The organism is Sinorhizobium americanum (genome assembly GCF_001651855.1).
GTDB lineage: Bacteria > Pseudomonadota > Alphaproteobacteria > Rhizobiales > Rhizobiaceae > Sinorhizobium > Sinorhizobium americanum.
Window position 1 is genome coordinate 110,849 of the sequence record NZ_LNQC01000042.1, and the last position, 20,157, is coordinate 131,005.

A 20,157-nucleotide genomic window follows, 5' to 3' on the forward strand; every position below is an offset into this window, starting at 1 on the left:
GCCGTCATGAACGACACGCGCGGCAGGCCGGTCGCCCTGACGATGGGTGACCCGGCCGGTATCGGCCCGGACATCACTCTTGCCGTTTGGGCAAAGCGGGAGGCGCAGGCGACTGCGCCTTTCCTCTTCGTCGGCGACCCGGCAGTGCTGTCGGCACGCGCCAAGGCGCTCGGGATCACCGTGCCGATCGAGGAGACCGATTGTCTCAACGCCGCCACCGTCTTCGCGAACGCGCTGCCGGTATTGCCGGTGCAGTGTCCCACTCCCGTTGTCGCCGGCGAGCCGAGCGCGGGGAATGCCGCTGCCGTCACCGGTGCGATCGATGTCGCCGTCCAACTCGTCGTCGCCGGTGAGGCATCAGCCGTGACGACCAATCCCATCGCGAAAGCCGTTCTCTACGAGGCGGGCTTCCGCTTCCCCGGCCATACGGAATACCTCGCCGATCTGGCGGAGAAGGCGACCGGAACCGCAGTCCTGCCGGTGATGATGCTCGCGGGGCCGAAGCTGCGCGCCGTTCCCGTGACGATCCATATCCCGCTCAAGGATGTTCCCGCCGCCCTGACGCCGGATCTGATCTACCGGACCTGCACGACAACCGCCGCCGACCTCACGAGCCGCTTCGGATTGAAGACGCCTCGCCTTGCAATCGCCGGACTGAACCCGCATGCCGGCGAAGGCGGCGCGCTCGGTCTTGAGGACGAGGCGGTCATTCGCCCGGTCGTCGACCGGCTTCGCGGCGAAGGTCTCAACGTCGTCGGACCGCTTCCGGCGGATACCATGTTTCACGACCGGGCAAGGGAGACCTATGACGTCGCGATCTGCATGTATCACGACCAGGCCCTGATCCCGGCCAAGGCGCTCGGTTTCGACGAGAGTGTCAATGTGACGCTTGGCTTACCTTTCATCAGAACCTCGCCGGACCACGGCACCGCCTTTGCGATTGCCGGCAAGGGAATTGCCCGCGAGGACAGCCTGCAGGCGGCCTTGCGGCTTGCCGGAGAACTTGCGGCAAATGCCGGAAAGGCTCGAAGCTGATGGCAGCTCTCGATGGTCTGCCGCCGCTTCGCGACGTCATCCAGCGCCATGGGCTGGATGCGAAGAAGGCGCTCGGGCAAAACTTCCTGCTCGACCTGAACCTCACCCAGAAGATCGCCCGCACCGCCGGTCCGCTGGACGATGTCACCGTCATTGAGGTCGGTCCCGGCCCCGGAGGGCTGACGCGCGCGATCCTGGCGCTCGGCGCCAAGAAGGTCGTGGCGATTGAGCGAGACTCGCGCTGCCTGCCGGCCCTTGCCGAAATCGGCGCCCATTATCCCGACCGGCTCGACGTCGTCGAAGGTGACGCCCTGAAGGTCGATTTCGAGAGCCTCGCCGACGGCCCGGTACGCATCATCGCCAACCTGCCCTACAATGTCGGCACGCAGCTTCTCGTCAATTGGCTGTTGCCGGAGCGCTGGCCGCCCTTCTGGCAGTCGATGACGCTGATGTTCCAGCGGGAAGTCGGGTTGCGCATCGTCGCAGGCGCCGACGACGATCATTATGGCCGCCTCGGCGTCCTCTGCGGCTGGCGGACCAAGGCGCGCCTCGCCTTCGACGTGCCGCCGCAGGCCTTCACCCCTCCTCCGAAGGTCACCTCCACGGTCGTGCATCTCGAACCGAACGAAACACCGATTCCCTGTGTCGTCTCCTCTCTCGAGAAAGTCACGCAGGCGGCCTTCGGCCAGCGCCGCAAGATGCTGCGCCAGAGTCTCAAGCCGCTCGGCGGCGAAGCGCTGCTCGGCAAGGCCGGCATCGACCCGCAACGCCGGGCCGAGACGCTGACGATCGAAGAATTCTGCCGTCTGGCGAATTGCCTGTGAGCCGGCACGAAGGACTTAGAACGGGTTTTCCGTTAGAAGCCCATTGACGAATTCGAACAGGCCGGGGCGACGGTCGCGGCGCAGGCGCTCCGCTTCGATGATCGAGCGGACCGAGGAGAAGGCGCGGTCGAGATCGTCGTTGACGACGATATAGTCATATTCCCGCCAGTGTTCGATCTCCGCACGCGAGTTGGCGAGCCGGGTCGCGATCACCTCCTCGGTGTCCTCGGCACGCCGGTGCAGGCGCGACTGCAGCTCGGCCATGGACGGAGGCAGGATGAAGATCGAGACAACGTCGCCCGCCATCTTTTCCTGCAATTGCTGCGCACCTTGCCAGTCGATGTCGAAGAGCATGTCACGCCCTTCAGCCATCGCCGCCTCGACGGCGTCGCGGGGCGTGCCGTAAAAATTACCGTGCACTTCGGCCCATTCGAGCAGCGAATCCGTCGCCCTCAGGGCCTCGAATTCGCGGATCGTCTTGAAATGGTAGTGCCGGCCTTCGATCTCGCTCAATCTCTTCGCACGCGTCGTCACGCTCACGGAAATGCTCAGCTCCGGATCGGCTTCGAGCAGGTTACGCGCGATGGTCGACTTGCCCGCGCCAGAGGGCGACGAGATCACGAGCATCAATCCGCGACGGGGTATCCTGATGGGCGAAGCAGTCGCCGATTTCATGTCTTACTCCAGATTCTGAACCTGTTCGCGGAACTGATCGATCACAACCTTCAATTCGATGCCCGCGGCCGAGACGACGGCGGCATTGGACTTCGAACAGATCGTATTCGATTCCCGGTTAAATTCCTGTGCAAGGAAATCGAGCTTGCGTCCGACCGGGCCGCCTTTCGTCAGAAGCTCGCGGGCGGCGGCGATATGCGCGCGGAGCCGGTCGATCTCTTCCCGGAGATCAGCCTTGGTGGCGAGCAGTGCGACCTCGGCATGCAATCTCTCACGGTCGATCGAGGAGGCATTGTCCATGATCAGCGCGATCTGCTGCGCCAATCGCGCGGCAATGGCCGAAGGGCTGCGCGAGGGGTCGCTCTCCACCGTCGTCGTCAGCTCTTCGATGCGGTCCACCTGCATCAGCAGAACCTTTTCGAGCGCGGCCCCCTCTTCCTCACGCATGGCCATCAGGTCGGCGAGCGCCAACTCCAGCCCCTTAACGATGTCGGTGTCGCGGGCGGCGCGCTCGCTTTCGCTTTCCTCCGGCTCACGAAGGTCGATGATGCCGCGGAGCGACAGAAGCGTATCGAATCTCAGCGGCGCCGGATCGACGAGGTCGCCCAGTTGCTCGCGCAGCTTCAGGACGGCGTCCAGCGCACCCCGATTGATCACGGCGTCGACGGCCGTCTCGCCGCCGCTGACCGATAGGGCGATCTGCAGGTTGCCGCGGGAGAAATACTGCGGAGCAAGGCGCCGACAGTCCGGCTCGAAACGCTCCAGCCCCTGCGGCAGGCGCAGCCGCACATCGAGCCCCTTGCCATTGACCGAGCGCAACTCCCAGGCCCAGCGATAGCGGCCGCTGCTCCCCTCCCTCCTTGCGAAGCCGGTCATCGATTGGAGCGGCATGGTTTCCTCCATTCGCTGCCGAGTGCTTCCTTCGATCGCTCGCAGACGAGGACAGAGCACGCAGCGTTTCTAGGCTACAGAGACTTTGTGCGTCCGCAAGGACGCACGGCGCTTTCGTGCAGAAGCAATAGGGCGACGGCGCGGCATCCCGCAAGGGATATCCGCGCCGTCCGCTGATCGTCCACAATGCAGCCTGTCTTATTGCGCCTCGGGCACCGTGGCGGCATCCGCAGCCGCCTTCGCCGCCTCGGCCGCCTTTTCGGCCTCGAGCTTTCGCCACCGCCGCACATTCGCATTGTGCTCTTCGAGGGTTGCTGCGAAGACGTGGCCGCCAGTGCCGTCGGCGACAAAATAGAGCTCGGGCGTGCGCGACGGGTTGGCTACCGCTTCCAGCGCCGCCCTGCCCGGATTTGCGATCGGCGTCGGCGGCAGTCCCTTGATGATATAGGTGTTGTACGGCGTTTCCTTTTCCAGGTCCGACTTCAGGATCGCCCGGTCGGCCGGTTTGCCCTCTCCGCCGAAGATGCCGTAGATGATCGTCGGATCCGACTGCAGGCGCATGCCCTTTTCCAAACGGTTGATGAACACGGAGGCGACGCGCGGCCGTTCGTCTGCGCGGCCCGTCTCCTTCTCGACGATGGAGGCGAGCGTGACGAACTCGTCGACCGACGAAACCGGCAGCTCTGGATCACGCTTATCCCAGATCTGCTCGACCAGCGCCTTCTGTGCTGCAACCATCTGCTGGACGATCTCGGCCCGCTTGGTGCCGCGTGTGAATTTGTAGGTGTCCGGCTTCAGCGACCCCTCGGCCGGCAGTTCCGTCGGCAGATCGCCGGCGAGCACCGGGTCGTCCGCAAGCTTGCGGAACATCTGTTTCACCGTCAGCCCTTCCGGCAGAGACACGGCATAGAGGATCGACTTGCCGGATTTCAGTAGTTCCATGATCTCCTGCATCGAGGCATGCGCCTTGATTTCGTATTCGCCGGCCTTCAGCGTCTGATTGTCGAGATAGGCCTCGGAGACGAAGCGGAATACGCGGCCGTCGGTGACGATGCCGTTGCGCTCCAGCCCCTCGGCAATCTCGATAATGCCGGCGCCGCTGCGCACGATGAAGTTCTGGTTCGCCTGCAAGGGGCCGGCCTTCTCGTATTCATGCATGGCGTAGTAGACGGCGCCCGCCGCCGCCAGCACGACGAAAACCACCACGGTCATCAGGAAATTGAGGAAGATGACGACCTGGCTGCGTGCTTTCCGGGAACGTTTCGGCGGCTCCGGCACCCGCTCGGGTCTCAGCGCCTCGCTCGCCGACTTCGGAATGATCGGCCCGTTGCTCCCGGTTTCATTGCGGCCGAACTGCGCCGCGCTGTTATCGTTTGAGTCGCTCACGATTTTCCCGAATCCGAAATCCGCAAATTCAATTGAGCTTCGCCGGCGCGAATTTCGGCTTAGACCGGCGGCAAGCGTAAACGTGCACGAATGTGTCAGAGCAATGCATAGTCTACAATGCCGGTTTTGCCTTGCGCGAACGTAACCAATCGGGGCGACGACGACGCGACGTGTCCCGCCGACAGCTTGTAGCGAGCATTGCGGCAAAATGCGGGATAAACACCCGACGATACAGGTAGCGCGAACCGTTTTTTGCTCGCGCTACCGCAGGCCGTCCGGCAGCCTCAGTGGCCCTGGTAGCGGCGCAGCACCAGCGAAGCATTGGTGCCGCCGAAACCGAAGGAATTCGACAGGGCGACGTTGATCTCGCGCTTGCGGGCAACGTGCGGCACCAGGTCGATCTTCGTCTCGACCGACGGATTGTCGAGATTGAGGGTCGGCGGGGCGATATTGTCGCGAATCGCCAGCGCCGAGAAAATGGCCTCGACCGCGCCCGCAGCCCCGAGCAGATGACCGATTGCCGATTTCGTCGAAGACATTGAGATCTTCGAAGCGCTGCCCCCGACCAGCCGCTCGACGGCTCCGAGTTCGATCGTGTCGGCCATAGTGGATGTGCCGTGCGCGTTGATGTAGTCGACGTCGGCGGCTGTCAGGCCGGCGCGCTTCAGCGCCATCTGTATGCAACGGTAGGCGCCGTCGCCGTCCTCCGACGGAGCGGTGATGTGGAAGGCGTCGCCGGAAAGGCCGTAGCCGACCACCTCGGCATAGATCTTGGCGCCCCGCGCCTTGGCGTGCTCAAGCTCCTCGAGGATGACGATGCCTGCGCCCTCGCCCATGACGAAGCCGTCGCGATCGGCATCATAGGGACGGGATGCTTTTTCCGGATTGTCGTTATGCTGCGTCGAGAGCGCCTTGCAGGCGGCAAAGCCCGCAAGCGAAATGCGGCAGATCGGCGATTCGGTGCCGCCCGCCACCATCACGTCGGCGTCACCGAGCGCGATCAGGCGGCTTGCGTCGCCGATCGCATGCGCGCCGGTCGAACAGGCCGTGACAACCGAATGGTTCGGGCCGCGCAGCTTGTGGCGGATGGAAACCTGGCCGGAAGCAAGATTGATCAGGCGGCCGGGGATGAAGAAGGGCGAAAGCCGGCGCGGCCCCTTGTCGCGCAGCGTGTAGCCGCCTTCGACGATGCCTTCGAGGCCGCCGATGCCGGAGCCGATCAGCACGCCGGTGGCAATCTGATCCTCATTGCTTTCCGGCTTCCAGCCGGCATCCGCCAGCGCCATGTCGGCGGCGGCCATCGCGTAGACGATGAAGGGATCGATCTTGCGCTGCTCCTTGGGCTCCATCCAGTCGTCGGCATTGAAGGTGCCGTCGGAGCCGTCGCCGAAGGGAATGCGGCAGGCGATCTTGGCCGGGAGGTCCTCGACCTCGAATTCGGTGACCTTGCGCGCCGCGTTGCCGCCGGCAACAAGACGCGACCAGCTAACCTCGGTTCCGCAACCCAAAGGAGATACCATGCCGGTACCGGTGATAACGACACGTCTCATGCCCATGATCCACCCTGAACGTTCCATTCCGGAGCCGAACCGGTACGCGTGCGACGAGCCCGATCCCTGCATCCCTTGCAGCTTTGACGATCAGAGGGAAAGGCGGGAGCGCTTTGCTGATCGCGACCCGCAATCGCGGCGGGCCAGCCCACATCCCCAGGGCTGTACGGGCCGCGATCTTGCGGCCCGCCGGGCGGCCTTCAGGCCGCAGCGACGATTAGGCCTGGGCCTTTTCGATGAACTTGACGGCGTCGCCGACGGTCAGGATCGAATCCGCCGCGTCGTCCGGGATTTCGACGCCGAATTCTTCTTCGAAGGCCATGACCAGTTCGACGGTGTCGAGCGAGTCCGCGCCGAGGTCGTCGATGAAGCTTGCGCCTTCGCTAACTTTTTCGGCATCGACGCCAAGGTGATCAATAACAATTTTCTTCACGCGTTCTGCGATATCGCTCATGTCGGAGTTCCTCGACCTTCGTTTTTCTCTGCGGCGCCATTCTTGGCGCCGGTACTCGTTCCCGCCTGATAGACCAAGATGGCCCACCGGGCAATCCATTCAACCGAAACCGCGGGAAACCCGTGGCAGCAGGGGCTGCCGGACAACCTGGCCGGACCGGTCGACTGCGCACAGTCATGGCCCGATTAACACGGTTTAAGTCTGCCGCAAAGTCCGAAAATGCCCGACATTCGCTTGCTCAACATTGAATTTCAGGCATTTGGCATCGATGGGCGAAGGCACTGACCGGACGTCCGGCGGCAGGCAGCAGGCTGCATCAGCCGGCCACCGAAAAAGCGGGTCAGATCATCGCCATGCCGCCGTTGACATGAATGGTTTGGCCGGTGACGTAGCCCGCTTCGTTGGAGGCGAGATAGGCGACGGCGGAAGCGACTTCGGCGCCGCTTCCCATCCGGCGCATCGGGATCGCTGCCATGATGCCTTCCTTCTGCTTGTCGTTCAGCTTGCCGGTCATGGCGCTCTCGATGAAGCCCGGGGCCACGCAGTTGACCGTGACGTTGCGGGTGGCAATCTCCTGGGCGAGCGACTTGGAGAAGCCGATCATGCCGGCCTTCGACGCGCAGTAGTTGGCCTGGCCCGGATTGCCGGTCACGCCGACGACGGAGGTGATGTTGACGATGCGGCCGAAGCGCCGGCGCATCATCGGATGCGTCAGCTCGCGGGTCAGCCGGAACACGGCCGTCAGGTTGACCTCCAGAACATTGTCCCAGTCCTCGTCGCTCATGCGGACGAAAAGGCCATCCTTGGTGATGCCGGCATTGTTGACGAGGATATCCACCCCGCCGAGCTCGGTCTCCGCCTTCTCGCCAAGCGCCTTGACTTCGGCGCGGTCGGAAAGATTTGCAGGGAATATCTGGACCCGCTCGCCAAGAGTGTTGGCGAGCGCCTCGAGCTTCTCGACGCGGGTGCCGTGGACACCGACGATTGCGCCTTGGGCGTGCAGCATGCGGGCGATTTCCTCGCCGATGCCACCGGATGCGCCGGTAACGAGAGCCTTGCGGCCGGAAAGATCGAACATGGATTTCTCCCTTTTACAATGGGCGATTGGGGCGTCAGGCCAGAAGGGCGGCAAGCGCCGCGTCGATGTCGGCAGGCGTATTGACGGCAATGCCGTTGACGGTCTTGTCGATCCGCCGGGCAAGTCCGGTCAGCACCTTGCCCGAGCCGATCTCGTAGAGCGTCGTCACGTCATTGGCGGCGAACCATTCTACCGTCTCGCGCCAGCGGACCTGGCCGGTGACCTGCTCGACGAGCAGCCGGGCGACCTCGCCCGCATCGTTGACTGGGGCGGCGAGCACATTGGCGACGACCGGCACGACCGGATCGCGCTTCTCGACTTTGGAAAGGGCCTCGCGCATGGCTTCGGCGGCAGGCTCCATCAGAGCGGAATGGAAAGGTGCGGAGACCGGCAGCATAAGCGCGCGCTTGGCGCCTTTTTCCGAGGCGAGTGCGGCGGCCTTTTCCACCGCCTGCTTCTCGCCCGAAATCACCAGCTGTCCGCCGCCATTGTCATTGGCGATCTGGCAGGCGCCAAGCGATGACGCTTCGCGACAGACCGCTTCGACATCGTCGTGCTCCAGGCCGATGATCGCGGCCATCGCGCCCTTGCCGACCGGGACGGCCGCCTGCATCGCATTGCCGCGGATGCGCAGGAGCCGCGCCGTGTCGGCAATCGAAAAGGTTCCGGCCGCACAGAGCGCCGAATACTCGCCGAGCGAATGTCCGGCGACGAAGGAGACCTTGCTTCTGAGATCGAGGCCCTTCGTCTCGAGCACCCGGATGACCGCCATCGAAACGGCCATCAGCGCCGGCTGTGCATTCGCCGTCAGCGTCAGGGTTTCTTCAGGGCCGTTCCACATGACGTCGGAAAGCCTTTCGCCGAGCGCGTCGTCGACCTCGGCGAAGACGGCTCCGGCCTCCGGAAAGGCTTCCGCCAGTTCTTTGCCCATGCCGACAGCCTGGCTGCCCTGACCGGGGAACGTGAATGCAATGCTCATCAGGCGTGCCCTTCCCTGGATTTCGACGGACGATCGTCCGGCCCGTCGCAATCTGCTTTCTCGGTGTGAGCGGAATGCGGGCGCCGGCGCCACAGTATCCTTACCCCACCGGGTTTCTCTCCATTCACATTCCTGAACGGCGAGTCAAGCGCGCCGCCCCCTCGTTGCCGGCTTTTGCCCTTGATCTTCGTCAAGCAAGGCTTAAGTTTGCCCGCACCGCCGCACCGGCTCGATATCCTCCAGGTTGCGGCAGCACCCTATTCGAGGGCAGCGTGCCTTTCTCCTCCCGCCGGCGCGCATCCGCCAATACAAGGAACGTCGCTTCATGCGCTACAATACGCTCGGCCGCACCGGCATCAAGGTTTCCGAAATCTGCCTCGGCACGATGACCTGGGGTTCGCAGAACACACCGATCGAAGCCCACGGGCAGCTCGACTATGCGGTCGAACGCGGCGTCAACTTCATCGACACCGCCGAACTTTATCCGACAACGCCGCTTTCGGCGGAAACCTACGGCAATACCGAGCGGATCATCGGCGACTGGCTGGTGGGCCGCCGCCGGCGCGACGACGTGGTGCTTGCCACCAAGGTCGCCGGCCCCGGCCGTCCCTATATCCGCAACGGCGGTCCGATGACGCCTGAAGGGATAGACGAAGCACTCGACGCCAGCCTCATGCGGCTGAAGACCGACTATGTCGATCTCTACCAACTGCACTGGCCCAATCGTGGCCACTACCACTTCCGCAATGCCTGGTCCTACGACCCATCGCGGCAGGACAAGGAGCATGTCGCCGCCGATCTGAAGGCCATTCTCGACAAGCTCGGCGATCTAGTGAAGGCGGGCAAGATCCGCGCCATCGGGCTTTCGAACGACACCGCCTGGGGCGCAATGAAGATGCTCGATCTCTCCGAGAGACATGGCCTGCCGCGGATCGCCAGCATCCAGAACGAGTACAACCTGCTCTACCGCGCCTTCGACCTCGATCTCGCCGAACTCTCGCACCATGAGGATGTCGGACTGCTTGCCTATTCACCGCTCGCAGCCGGTTTGCTGACGGGCAAGTATCTGGACGGGGCAAGGCCCGCCGGCTCGCGCCTGTCGATCAATGGCGACCTCGGCGGACGCTTCACGCCGCACCAAGAGCCGGCGGTCGCCGCCTATGTGGCGCTGGCGCGCGAGCATGGCCTGGATCCGGCGCAGATGGCGCTCGCCTTTTGCCTGACGCGCCCCTTCATGGCGTCCGTCATCATCGGCGCAACATCAATCCCGCAGCTCAAGACCGACATCGGCGCCGCCGACGTGACGCTGTCGCAGGATGTGCTGAATGGAATTCGCCGTCTCCACCGGCTCTATCCGGCGCCGATCTAAGCGACGCCGTCTTCCCATTCCAGGCAATCCCGCGTCAGGCGGCCATCTGACGGCAGCTTTCGGCGCAGCGCTGGCAGGCATCGACGCATTCGGCCATGTCGCCGATGCGTTCGCAGTCAGCCGCGCACTCGGCACAGATCTCCGCGCATTCGCTGCAGACGTGCCGGTGATGGGGCGTTCCGATCAGCATGAAGTGCGCCGAGGTCCGGCATATCTCGGCGCAGACCATCATCAGCCGGAAATGATCGGGCTCGGTGTGCTTGCCGCCCGCCTCGAGACAATCGCTCATTGCCGTCGAAAGACAGGCGCGGTAGCAGACCAGGCAATTTTCGATGCACTCCTGCATCTTCGGATCGGTATGGTGCATTGTCGTCTCCTGCAGTTTACGACTGCCGGGCCAACAGGGAAGTGGGCCGAATGTTCCGCAACTTGGCGCTGCGAACATTCCCTAAGATTTCGGCCCGACGCAGGATCTTCCGATCGCGCCTTGCATTTCGGCTGAAAATCCGTATAAGCGCGCTGTTCGAAACGCCCGGTCTTCTGGCTGGTGGCTGAACGGAGGGCCGGCTTCCTTGCTCGGAGGCCGCCAGGAACGACAAGCTGTTCCGGCCTCCCGTGTCTCCGCTCTCGACCGTCTCGATACAACACTTTCTTGCCGGCTCGTCCGAGCCCATAAGAACAGTCGTTGAGGCTTAGCCGCCGAGGTCCGGGCTGATTAACGCAAGAAAGGCAAGCCACAATGGCTCTTTATGAACACGTATTCCTCGCTCGGCAGGACATCACGCCGCAGCAGGTCGACGCCCTCGTCGAGCAGTACAAGGGTGTCATCGAATCGAACGGCGGCAAGGTCGGCCGGGTCGAGAACTGGGGCCTGAAGTCCCTCACCTACCGCATCAAGAAGAACCGCAAGGCTCACTACGTCCTCATGGATATCGATGCTCCAGCACCGGCAGTCCACGAAGTCGAGCGCCAGATGCGCATCAACGAAGACGTCCTGCGCTACATGACGATCGCCGTCGAGAAGCACGAGGAAGGCCCGTCCGCGATGATGCAGAAGCGCGACCGCGACGACCGTCCGCGCCGCGACGGCGACCGTCCGGACCGTGGTGGTTTCGGTGACCGTGGTCCGCGTCCGGATCGTGGCGATCGCGACGACCGTCCGCGCCGCCCGCGCGAAGACCGCGCGTAACCCGAAGCCTAGGAGATAAAGACAATGGCTGAAGTTTCTTCCGCTCCGGTACGCCGCCCCTTCCACCGTCGCCGCAAGACCTGCCCCTTCTCGGGCGCAAACGCTCCGCGGATCGACTACAAGGACGTTCGCCTCCTGCAGCGCTATATTTCCGAGCGCGGCAAGATCGTTCCTTCCCGTATCACGGCCGTTTCCCAGAAGAAGCAGCGCGAACTCGCCCAGGCGATCAAGCGTGCACGCTTCCTCGGCCTGCTGCCCTACGTCGTATCGTAAGGCCCTCTCTCTCCGTTGGTCGCCTGACTCAACGGTAACGGACTCTGCGTCGAGGCGCTTCCTTCGGGTGAGTGCCTTGACGCCTCCCTTCCGCGGTGGGCGCGGATCGGAACCGGCGCGCAATGCGCCAAATCCCATGTTGGGGCAGCCATGAGCGCGCCCCTAACTGCGTTTGAAGCAGGACAGCGAACGTTGAAGAACTGGAACAGGACATCGCTGATCACCGGCGCGCTTGCCGGCGTTACCGCCGCCCTTCTGTCGATGGGCGCGAACACGCAGTCGTCCCTGGCAATCGTTCTCTATGCCGCTTCCGCACTGCCGATCCTGATTGCCGGCCTCGGCTGGGGCAATACCGCAGCGCTCACCGCGATCATCGTGGCCGGAGCGACGGCGGCAAGTCTGGTCTCGCCTTATTTCGCGCTGCTCATCCTCGTCGTAACGCTCGTTCCGGCGGCCTGGCTCAGCCATCTCGCCAATCTGGCGCGGCCTGCCTCCGAACTCGGCGGCCCTGAGGGCGCGCTTGCCTGGTATCCGCTCTCCGATATCCTCGGCCATCTCGCCGGGCTCGTCACCCTCGGCATGATCATCGTCGCCACGATCGTCGGATATGATTCCAGCGTCTCTGACCTGATGGTCGACATGCTCGTCGAGGCGGTGAAGGCCCAGGAACCGCTCTACAATCCTGACGCGGCCACGATTTCCCAGTTCAAATCGATGTTCACGCTGGCGCTGCCTTTGGTGCAGGGCGCGCTCTGGGTCGTCATGCTGTTTGCCGCCTATTACGTTGCCACCCGGATCGTCCAGATGTCGGGAAAGTCCCTGCGGCCGCGGGAGGACATCCCCTCTTCGCTGAGGATGCACCGCAACGCCATCTTCGTCTTCCTCGGCGGCCTGATCCTCACGTTTCTCGGCGGCGCACCGGCGGCGATCGGCGCCCTCGTCTGCGGCACGTTCGGGGCGGGCTTTCTGCTCTCGGGCTTCGCCTCCTTCCATTTCCGTACGCGCGGCAAGTCCTGGCGGCTTCCCGTGCTGTGGATCGCCTATCTGTCGGTGCTCGTTTTCACGATCCCGGCGGTCTTCTTCCTCCTGTCCGGATTGACCGACACGCGACGCACCATCGCGGTCACGCCGACGGGGAAAAGCTAACCAACGAACAATGCCAAACTGAAAAGGAAACTCAACATGGAAGTCATTCTCCTCGAACGCATCGCCAGGCTCGGCCAGATGGGCGAAACCGTAAAGGTTCGCGACGGCTTTGCCCGTAACTACCTGCTGCCGCTCGGCAAGGCGCTGCGCGCCAACGCCGCCAACAAGGCCCGCTTCGAATCCGAGCGTGCAACGCTCGAAGCCCGCAACCTCGAGCGCAAGTCGGAAGCCCAGAAGGTCGCCGACAAGCTCGACGGCAAGTCCTTCGTGATCGTCCGCTCGGCAGGCGAAACCGGCCAGCTCTACGGCTCGGTTGCCGCGCGCGACATCATCGACGTCCTGGCTGCCGAAGGCTTCAACATCAACCGCAACCAGGTCAACCTCAACCAGCCGATCAAGGCGATCGGCGTTCACAAGGTAACGCTGCACCTGCACGCGGAAGTCGACGTGGTCATCGAGATCAACGTCGCCCGGTCGGCCGAAGAAGCCGAGCGTCAGGCCAAGGGCGAAAGCCTGACCTCCGCCGAGGCCATCTACGGCGTCGACGAAGACGCCCTGAAGCCGGAAGACTTCTTCAACCCGGAAGCCGAGTTCGCAGGCGAAGAAGAATAAGCTTCAGCGACAGCGCTGAGCGAGAAGCCCGGATCCCCGCGATCCGGGCTTTTCTTTTGCCGCCACGCGACAGCATGGGGCCAGCTACAGCGACCTTTGCGCGTCTGAATAGAGGCGCGGCGCTGTAATGCTGGACGACGCGGGAAAGCGAATCAGATAGATTTGCGGCTGCCCTCGGCCTTGGCGCAACGCCCGGCGCGGCATGTTTCGGGTCTACCCGCGCGCCCTGTGAATCAGTGTGCACAACCGCCAAAATTCCAAGGCGGAGTCGCAAGCTCCGGCACTGTTGCACAGCTACACTAGACTTGGTGGAGGGCAGGCAGCAAACCGGTTGGCTCACGGATTTCAGAGGCGGATACGGACCTACCATGAACGACGCAGCGCGAAAGCTCGCTCCCTTGCCCAAGGATCAGGCGGACCAGCATTACCGCGAGGCGCCGAACAATCTGGAAGCCGAACAGGCGCTGCTCGGCGCCATCCTGGTCAACAACGACGCCTTCTATCGTGTCTCCGATTTCCTCAAGCCGGTGCATCTTCACGAGCCGCTGCATCGCAAGATCTTCGAGGTCGCCAGCGAAATCATCCGCATGGGCAAGACCGCCAACCCGGTTACGGTCAAAACCTTCCTCAAGGCCGACGACAAGGTCGGCGATCTGACCGTCGCGCAATATCTCGCGCGTCTTGCCGCGGAAGCCGTCTCGATCATCAACGCCGAAGATTACGGCCGGGCGATCTACGACCTGGCGCTCCGCCGCTCGCTGATCACCATCGGCGAAGACATGGTCAACATCGCCTATGATGCGCCGCTCGACATGCCGCCGCAGAGCCAGATCGAGGACGCTGAACGGCGCCTCTTCGAACTCGCGGAGACCGGCCGTTACGATGGCGGCTTCCAGTCCTTCAACGACGCAGTGGCGCTCGCCATCGACATGGCCGGCCAGGCCTTCGAACGCGACGGACACCTCTCTGGCATCTCCACCGGCATCCATTCGCTCGACGGCAAGATGGGCGGCCTGCAGCGCTCGGACCTGATCATCCTGGCCGGCCGCCCGGGCATGGGCAAGACCTCGCTTGCGACCAACATCGCCTACAACATCGCCGCGGCCTACGAACCGGAAGTGCAGCCGGACGGCTCCTTCAAGGCGAAAAACGGCGGCGTCGTCGGCTTCTACTCGCTCGAAATGTCCTCCGAACAGCTTGCGACGCGTATCATCTCCGAGCAAACCGAAGTGTCCTCCTCGAAGATCCGCCGCGGCGATATCTCCGAAGCCGATTTCGAGAAGCTCGTCGCCTGCTCGCAGATGATGCAGAAGGTGCCGCTCTATATCGACCAGACCGGTGGCATCTCGATCGCCCAACTCGCAGCCCGCGCCCGCCGCCTAAAGCGCCAGCGTGGTCTCGACGTGCTCGTCGTCGACTACGTGCAGCTCATGAGCGGCTCAAAGAAATCGGGCGAAAACCGGGTGCAGGAGATCACCGAAATCACCACCGGCCTGAAGGCGCTCGGCAAGGAGCTAAACGTACCGATCATCGCGCTGTCACAGCTGTCGCGCGCGGTGGAAAGCCGAGAGGACAAGCGCCCGCAGCTTTCGGATCTGCGTGAATCGGGGTCGATCGAGCAGGATGCCGACGTCGTGCTCTTCGTGTTCCGCGAGGAATACTATGTGAAGAACATGGAGCCGCGCGACGAGTTCGACCCTAAATACGAAGAGTGGAAGATGAAGATGGAGCAGGTGAAGGGGACGGCTGACGTGATCATCGCCAAGCAGCGTCACGGCCCGACCGGCACGGTGAAGCTCGCCTTCCAGTCGGAATTCACCCGTTTCACCGACCTGGCCGATTCGTCGTTCACGCAGTACGAGCATTGAGCGTATTGGGCCCCTCAACCCGCCCGACCATTTCCCCGACTGCGGGCAGAGCGCGTGAGGGGCGATTTCACGCCCCGATCAGCGCTCTTGCGATCGCTACGACTAAGACGCCAATGGCTACGGCCGCAAGCAGCGGCAGTCGCATGGCGGCGAGCGCCGTCGCAACGGTCGCCAGCGTCTCGGCCAGCCCGGTCACGAGAGCCGTCGGGGCGATGACTGCCATCAGCACGGCAGGAGGGATCGCCTCCAGGGCGCGCTTCTGCTGCGGGCCGATCGCGACGAAGCGGATGACGAGGAGCCCGGCGATGCGGGTCAGCACCGTAGCTGCGGCCATTGCGATGATGGCGAGGAGCGTATCGGGATCGAGCGTCATGCGCAGACCTCCTGGCGCCGGCTCGTGAGAAGCGTTGCGGCAACGCCGGCGGCGGCACCGGCCGCGATGTACCAGACGCCCGGCAGGAATTGATGAGCAAAGACCGCCGCCGCGGCGCTGGAAAAGAGCACCGCGCCGGTATCGCGCCCCTTCCAGAAGCCCATCACCAAGACAGTGAATACGGCCGGGAATGCGAAATCCAGGCCGATCGCCCTCGGGTCGCCGAGGAGCGCGCCGGCGGCAGCGCCCGCCACGCTCGAAAGAACCCAGACGCAATAGAACGGTACGGCGAGACCCGCATACCAGGCGGGTGTCAGCCGTGCCTGACCGGCGCGGACCTCGGCCATGGCCCAAATTTCATCAGCGAGCAGCAACATCGCGGCATATTTCGCCGGGCCGGAAAACGCCGGCATCTTCGTGCCGAGCGAAGCGCTCATCAGCACGTGACGGATATTGACGAGCAGCGCCGAAAAGGCGAGCGCGCCCCAGGAGGCCGGATGCGTCCAGATGTCCATGGCGACGAATTGCGATCCGCCGGCAAAGACAAGGGCGCTCATCAGCGTCGCTTCAAGGCTGCTCAGGCCCTTGCTTGCGGCCACGGCACCAAACACCAGGCCGATCGGCATCACCGCTACGGTCAGCGGCGACATCGCCCTCATGCCGCCGAGAAAGTCCTGAGATATCGATGCACTTCTCACGTCCGTCATCTCCGCATTGACTTGCGGAGAGCTCATAGAACGGACGGCGGCGGCCGGTCTTGAACGAAAGTGATCAGCCGATGCGGAAGGCCCCCGGCGTCACGCCGGTGCGCGCCTTGAAATGGCGGGTGAAGTGCGCCTGGTCCGCAAAGCCGCAATGATAGGCGGTGTCGGCCGGCGACCAGCCCTCTCGCAAGAGCGTCCTTGCTTCGCGCACCCGCTTGTCGGTCAGGAAGGCATGGGGCGTGATGTGGAACTCCTTGCGGAACGCCCGGATTAGATGGGCGCGGCTGAGGCCGGCGACCTTCGCAAGCTCGTCGAGGCCGATGTCGCTCGAATAATTTTCGAGCAGATAGTCGCGGGCGCGGTGAACCGCGGAACTCTCGCGCTTGCGCACCGGAACGATAATCGCGCTGCCGTGCCGCTCGAACAGCGTCGCCAGAAATCCGAACATGCCCTCGTCCGCCTCGAGCGCGCCTGTCTTTCCTTCCAGCAGCTGATGTGCATGCCGGAAGGCGGCTGCAAGCTCGAGGTCCGTCAGCCACTGACGCGAGAAGCACGGCGTGCCACGGAACGGACGGCCAGTGATATCTTCGAGAATTTCGACGAACAGCTCCACGGACGGGTATATCATCCTGTAGCGATAGCCGTCATTGCCCGGATGCCCGTCATGGGTTTCGTCGGGATTGATCAGGTAGAGGTCTCCCGGCCCCGTCTGCGAACGCTCGCCCTTGATGGTGCTGATCTGCGAACCCGCCTCGATGGCACCAATGCTGAACGTTTCATGCGCATGCGGCGCGAACTCGTGCGTGATGAATGTCGCGCTCAGGCATTCCATGCCCTTGAACCGCGCATCCCGCCAGAAACGGGTCTGCTCGGCTCCCTTGAGCGGCATGGCCTCGATGGCCTCTTCCTGGGAAATCGTATGCATCGGCCGATCCTAACGGTGCCGAGATTTTTCGTCTTGCACAAAAGTGCTCAGCTTTCGCGAGGTCGGCGGTCAGCCCGAAGAGGTTTGCGGCACGGGGCGCTTGGATGTATTGCTCACATATCGCCCATGCAAGAGTTCTCCCATGCACAGCCCCGAATTCCTCGCTGCCTCGAACCGCCTCACCATCGACCTGACAGCACTCGCCGACAACTGGCGGGCGATGAACGAGCGCTCGGGCAAGGCCCGTGCCGCCGCCGTGCTCAAAGCCGATGCCTATGGTATCGGCGTCGCGCATGCGGCGCCGACGCTCTACGCGGCCGGCGCACGCGATTTCTTCGTCGCGGATGCCGAGGAAGGCGCGGAACTGCGCCCGCTCCTGCCCGACGCCCGCATCTATATTCTCGCCGGCATGTGGCCCGGCAATGAGGAGCTTTTCTTCGCCAACGACCTCGTGCCGATCATCAACTCGGAGGAGCAGCTTGCCGGCTTCATGGCGGCGCTTTCCGAGCGGGGCGACCATCCTTGCGTCCTCCATGTCGATACCGGCATGAACCGGCTCGGCCTGTCGGTCGAAGAGGCCGTAGCGCTGGCTCACGATCCGGCGCGCCCGGCGAGTTTCTCGCCCGTGCTGGTGATGAGCCATCTTGCCTGCGGCGATGATCCGAAACATCCGATGAACCTCTATCAACTGCAGCGTTTTCGCGAAGTGGCGGCAGCCTTCGAAGGCGTGCCGGCCAGCCTTGCGAATTCCGGCGGCGTTTTCCTCGGCGGAGACTACCATTTCGACCTCACCCGTCCGGGCATCGCGGTCTATGGCGGCGAAGCGGTCAACGATGCCGTCAACCCGATGAAGCCGGTGGTGACCGCAGAAGCGCGCATCCTGCAGCTGCGCACTGTCCCGTCGGGCGGAACGGCAAGCTACGGGGCTTCGGCGCGATTCACGCGCGACAGCCGCATCGCAACCGTGGCAATCGGCTATGCCGACGGCTATCACCGCTCGGTGTCGGGCGGCGGGGTCACGCTGAGGCAGGCGATGCCGTCGGGTGCCTTCGGGTTCCTGCATGGCAGGAAGGTTCCGCATGTCGGACGGGTCACGATGGATCTCAGCCTGTTCGACGTCACCGACCTGCCGGAACGGGCGGTGCGTGCCGGAGACTATATCGAGCTTTTTGGTCGAAACGTCGCCATCGACGATGTGGCGCGGGCCGGCGGTACGATCGGCTACGAGTTGCTGACGAGCCTCGGACACCGCTATTGCCGAACCTATGTGTGCGGTGCCTGATCGTCGTTTCAGGCGGCATCGAAAATCACCCTTTCAATCGGCATTTCGCGTCATTATGTGACCGCTCGAAGTGATTCTCCCGAGGCGGAGACGGACCGCCCCCCTGCCTCTTGTAACTTTCCGAAAGCTGATCCCGATGGCGAAAACCCGCACCCAGTTCGTCTGCCAGAATTGCGGCACCGTGCACTCCCGCTGGGTCGGCAAGTGCGACGGATGCGGCGAGTGGAATACCATCGTCGAGGAAGACCCGATGGGAGGCATCGGCGGCGGTCCCACGCGCGCGCCGAAGAAGGGACGGCCGGTGGCACTCACCACGCTTTCCGGCGAGATCGAGGAGGCTCCGCGCATCGAGACCGGCATATCCGAACTCGACCGCGTTACCGGCGGCGGCTTCGTGCGCGGCTCGGCGCTACTTGTCGGCGGCGATCCCGGCATCGGCAAGTCGACCGTGCTGATGCAGGCGGCGGCAGCGCTTTCGCGCCGCAAGCATCGAGTGATCTACGTCTCGGGCGAAGAGGCAGTGGCCCAGGTGCGCCTGCGTGCCCAGCGGCTCGGCGCCGCCGACAGCGACGTGCTGCTCGCCGCCGAAACAAATGTCGAGGACATCCTGGCGACGCTTTCGGAAGGCAAGCGCCCGGATCTCGTCATCATCGACTCTATCCAGACGCTTTGGAGCGACACGGTCGACTCAGCCCCTGGAACGGTGACGCAGGTGCGCACCGGCGTGCAGGCGATGATCCGCTTCGCCAAGCAGACGGGCACGGCGGTCGTGCTCGTCGGGCATGTCACCAAGGAGGGCCAGATCGCCGGGCCGCGGGTCGTCGAGCACATGGTCGACGCCGTCCTCTATTTCGAGGGCGACCGCGGCCATCACTATCGTATCCTCCGGACGGTGAAGAACCGCTTCGGGCCGACCGATGAAATCGGCGTCTTCGAGATGTCGGACCAAGGCCTGCGCGAAGTTGCCAATCCATCCGAGCTCTTCCTCGGCGAACGCAACGAGAAATCGCCCGGTGCCGCGGTTTTTGCCGGCATGGAAGGAACCCGGCCGCTGCTTGTCGAGGTGCAGGCGCTGGTCGCACCGACCTCGCTCGGCACGCCGCGACGGGCGGTCGTCGGCTGGGACTCGGCGCGGCTCTCCATGATCCTTGCGGTGCTGGAGGCCCATTGCGGCGTCCGGCTCGGGCAGCACGACGTCTATCTGAATGTCGCCGGAGGGTACCGTATTTCCGAGCCGGCGGCGGATCTTGCCGTCGCTTCCGCGCTGGTTTCGTCGCTCGCCGGGCTTGCTCTTCCGGCCGATTGCGTCTATTTCGGCGAAGTCAGCTTGTCGGGCGCAGTCCGGCCGGTTTCGCATACCGCTCAACGTCTCAAGGAAGCCGAGAAGCTCGGTTTTTCCCAGGCCGTATTGCCGTCTGCAACAGCCGACCTGGCGAAGAGCGGCAATGGCCGCTGGAGCGAGATGGAAAGCCTGCCGGACCTGGTGGCGCGCATCGCCGGATCGCGGCGCGCCCTGCAACAGACGGACGAGGCAGAATGAAGGA

The 20,157-nt window shown here is 63.8% G+C and carries 21 protein-coding genes; 10 read left to right on the top strand and 11 right to left on the bottom strand.

Features of this window, described 5'->3' with window-relative positions; all coding sequences use genetic code 11:
• Positions 1–6: 6 nt before the first annotated feature.
• Positions 7–1,035: a 4-hydroxythreonine-4-phosphate dehydrogenase PdxA gene (pdxA, locus tag ATC00_RS05895; protein WP_037379756.1), complete on the top strand. Its 1,029-nt coding sequence runs from the start codon at positions 7–9 to the stop codon at positions 1,033–1,035.
• Positions 1,035–1,859, top strand: coding sequence for a 16S rRNA (adenine(1518)-N(6)/adenine(1519)-N(6))-dimethyltransferase RsmA (rsmA, locus tag ATC00_RS05900; protein ID WP_037379755.1), 825 nt, complete (start codon positions 1,035–1,037; stop codon positions 1,857–1,859). The genes pdxA and rsmA overlap by 1 nt, the downstream gene beginning before the upstream one ends.
• A gap of 15 nt (positions 1,860–1,874) precedes the next feature.
• Here rsmA and gmk read toward each other — a convergent pair whose 3' ends face one another.
• The 7 genes from gmk to fabD form a co-directional block, all read right to left on the bottom strand.
• Positions 1,875–2,534: a guanylate kinase gene (gene gmk, locus ATC00_RS05905; RefSeq protein WP_037379753.1), complete on the bottom strand. Its 660-nt coding sequence runs from the start codon at positions 2,532–2,534 to the stop codon at positions 1,875–1,877.
• A 3-nt stretch (positions 2,535–2,537) separates the two neighbouring features.
• A complete protein-coding gene (locus ATC00_RS05910; protein WP_037380004.1) occupies positions 2,538–3,425 on the bottom strand; it encodes a YicC/YloC family endoribonuclease in 888 nt (295 codons plus the stop codon).
• Positions 3,426–3,623: 198 nt separating this feature from the next.
• Positions 3,624–4,811 carry an endolytic transglycosylase MltG gene (gene mltG, locus ATC00_RS05915; RefSeq protein ID WP_037379752.1) on the bottom strand — a complete coding sequence of 396 codons (1,188 nt, stop codon included), beginning with the start codon at positions 4,809–4,811 and terminating at the stop codon, positions 3,624–3,626.
• Between the two features lie 284 nt (positions 4,812–5,095).
• Positions 5,096–6,361, bottom strand: a complete 1,266-nt coding sequence (fabF, locus tag ATC00_RS05920; protein ID WP_064252286.1) for a beta-ketoacyl-ACP synthase II — start codon at positions 6,359–6,361, stop codon at positions 5,096–5,098.
• Positions 6,362–6,578: 217 nt separating this feature from the next.
• Positions 6,579–6,815 (bottom strand): acyl carrier protein, encoded by a 237-nt coding sequence (locus ATC00_RS05925; protein WP_003531676.1) that lies wholly within the window; start codon positions 6,813–6,815, stop codon positions 6,579–6,581.
• 340 nt (positions 6,816–7,155) lie between these two features.
• A complete protein-coding gene (fabG, locus tag ATC00_RS05930; RefSeq protein WP_064252251.1) occupies positions 7,156–7,893 on the bottom strand; it encodes a 3-oxoacyl-[acyl-carrier-protein] reductase in 738 nt (245 codons plus the stop codon).
• Between the two features lie 34 nt (positions 7,894–7,927).
• Positions 7,928–8,872, bottom strand: coding sequence for an ACP S-malonyltransferase (fabD, locus tag ATC00_RS05935; protein WP_064252252.1), 945 nt, complete (start codon positions 8,870–8,872; stop codon positions 7,928–7,930).
• Between the two features lie 325 nt (positions 8,873–9,197).
• On the opposite strand from fabD, the gene ATC00_RS05940 reads away from it, so the two are divergent.
• Positions 9,198–10,241, top strand: a complete 1,044-nt coding sequence (locus tag ATC00_RS05940; RefSeq protein ID WP_064252253.1) for an aldo/keto reductase — start codon at positions 9,198–9,200, stop codon at positions 10,239–10,241.
• Between the two features lie 34 nt (positions 10,242–10,275).
• Here ATC00_RS05940 and ATC00_RS05945 read toward each other — a convergent pair whose 3' ends face one another.
• Positions 10,276–10,608, bottom strand: a complete 333-nt coding sequence (locus ATC00_RS05945; protein ID WP_064252254.1) for a four-helix bundle copper-binding protein — start codon at positions 10,606–10,608, stop codon at positions 10,276–10,278.
• 372 nt (positions 10,609–10,980) lie between these two features.
• Between ATC00_RS05945 and rpsF the strand changes: the two genes are divergently transcribed.
• The 5 genes from rpsF to ATC00_RS05970 all read left to right on the top strand — a co-directional run bounded on the left by rpsF (position 10,981) and on the right by ATC00_RS05970 (position 15,329).
• Positions 10,981–11,430 (top strand): 30S ribosomal protein S6, encoded by a 450-nt coding sequence (rpsF, locus tag ATC00_RS05950; RefSeq protein ID WP_064252255.1) that lies wholly within the window; start codon positions 10,981–10,983, stop codon positions 11,428–11,430.
• A 24-nt stretch (positions 11,431–11,454) separates the two neighbouring features.
• Positions 11,455–11,703 carry a 30S ribosomal protein S18 gene (gene rpsR / locus ATC00_RS05955; protein WP_012707461.1) on the top strand — a complete coding sequence of 83 codons (249 nt, stop codon included), beginning with the start codon at positions 11,455–11,457 and terminating at the stop codon, positions 11,701–11,703.
• Between the two features lie 192 nt (positions 11,704–11,895).
• Positions 11,896–12,849 (top strand): YybS family protein, encoded by a 954-nt coding sequence (locus ATC00_RS05960; protein WP_037379735.1) that lies wholly within the window; start codon positions 11,896–11,898, stop codon positions 12,847–12,849.
• 36 nt (positions 12,850–12,885) lie between these two features.
• A complete protein-coding gene (rplI, locus tag ATC00_RS05965) occupies positions 12,886–13,461 on the top strand; it encodes a 50S ribosomal protein L9 (RefSeq protein WP_037379733.1) in 576 nt (191 codons plus the stop codon).
• A 368-nt stretch (positions 13,462–13,829) separates the two neighbouring features.
• Positions 13,830–15,329 (top strand): replicative DNA helicase, encoded by a 1,500-nt coding sequence (locus ATC00_RS05970; protein ID WP_064252256.1) that lies wholly within the window; start codon positions 13,830–13,832, stop codon positions 15,327–15,329.
• Positions 15,330–15,396: 67 nt separating this feature from the next.
• On the opposite strand, the gene ATC00_RS05975 is transcribed toward ATC00_RS05970, so the two are convergent.
• The 3 genes from ATC00_RS05975 to ATC00_RS05985 form a co-directional block, all read right to left on the bottom strand.
• On the bottom strand, positions 15,397–15,702 hold the full coding sequence (locus tag ATC00_RS05975) for an AzlD family protein (RefSeq protein WP_064252257.1): 306 nt from the start codon (positions 15,700–15,702) through the stop codon (positions 15,397–15,399).
• The gene (locus tag ATC00_RS05980) at positions 15,699–16,352 is read right to left on the bottom strand and encodes an AzlC family ABC transporter permease (RefSeq protein ID WP_153045175.1); all 654 of its coding nucleotides are present in this window, start codon (positions 16,350–16,352) and stop codon (positions 15,699–15,701) included. The genes ATC00_RS05975 and ATC00_RS05980 overlap by 4 nt, the downstream gene beginning before the upstream one ends.
• 121 nt (positions 16,353–16,473) lie before the next feature.
• A complete protein-coding gene (locus tag ATC00_RS05985; protein WP_064252259.1) occupies positions 16,474–17,331 on the bottom strand; it encodes an AraC family transcriptional regulator in 858 nt (285 codons plus the stop codon).
• Between the two features lie 142 nt (positions 17,332–17,473).
• Here ATC00_RS05985 and alr point away from each other — a divergent pair, with 142 nt between their 5' ends.
• A complete protein-coding gene (alr, locus tag ATC00_RS05990) occupies positions 17,474–18,613 on the top strand; it encodes an alanine racemase (RefSeq protein WP_064252260.1) in 1,140 nt (379 codons plus the stop codon).
• Between the two features lie 136 nt (positions 18,614–18,749).
• A complete protein-coding gene (gene radA / locus ATC00_RS05995; RefSeq protein WP_037379723.1) occupies positions 18,750–20,153 on the top strand; it encodes a DNA repair protein RadA in 1,404 nt (467 codons plus the stop codon).
• The last annotated feature ends 4 nt before the right edge of the window (positions 20,154–20,157 follow it).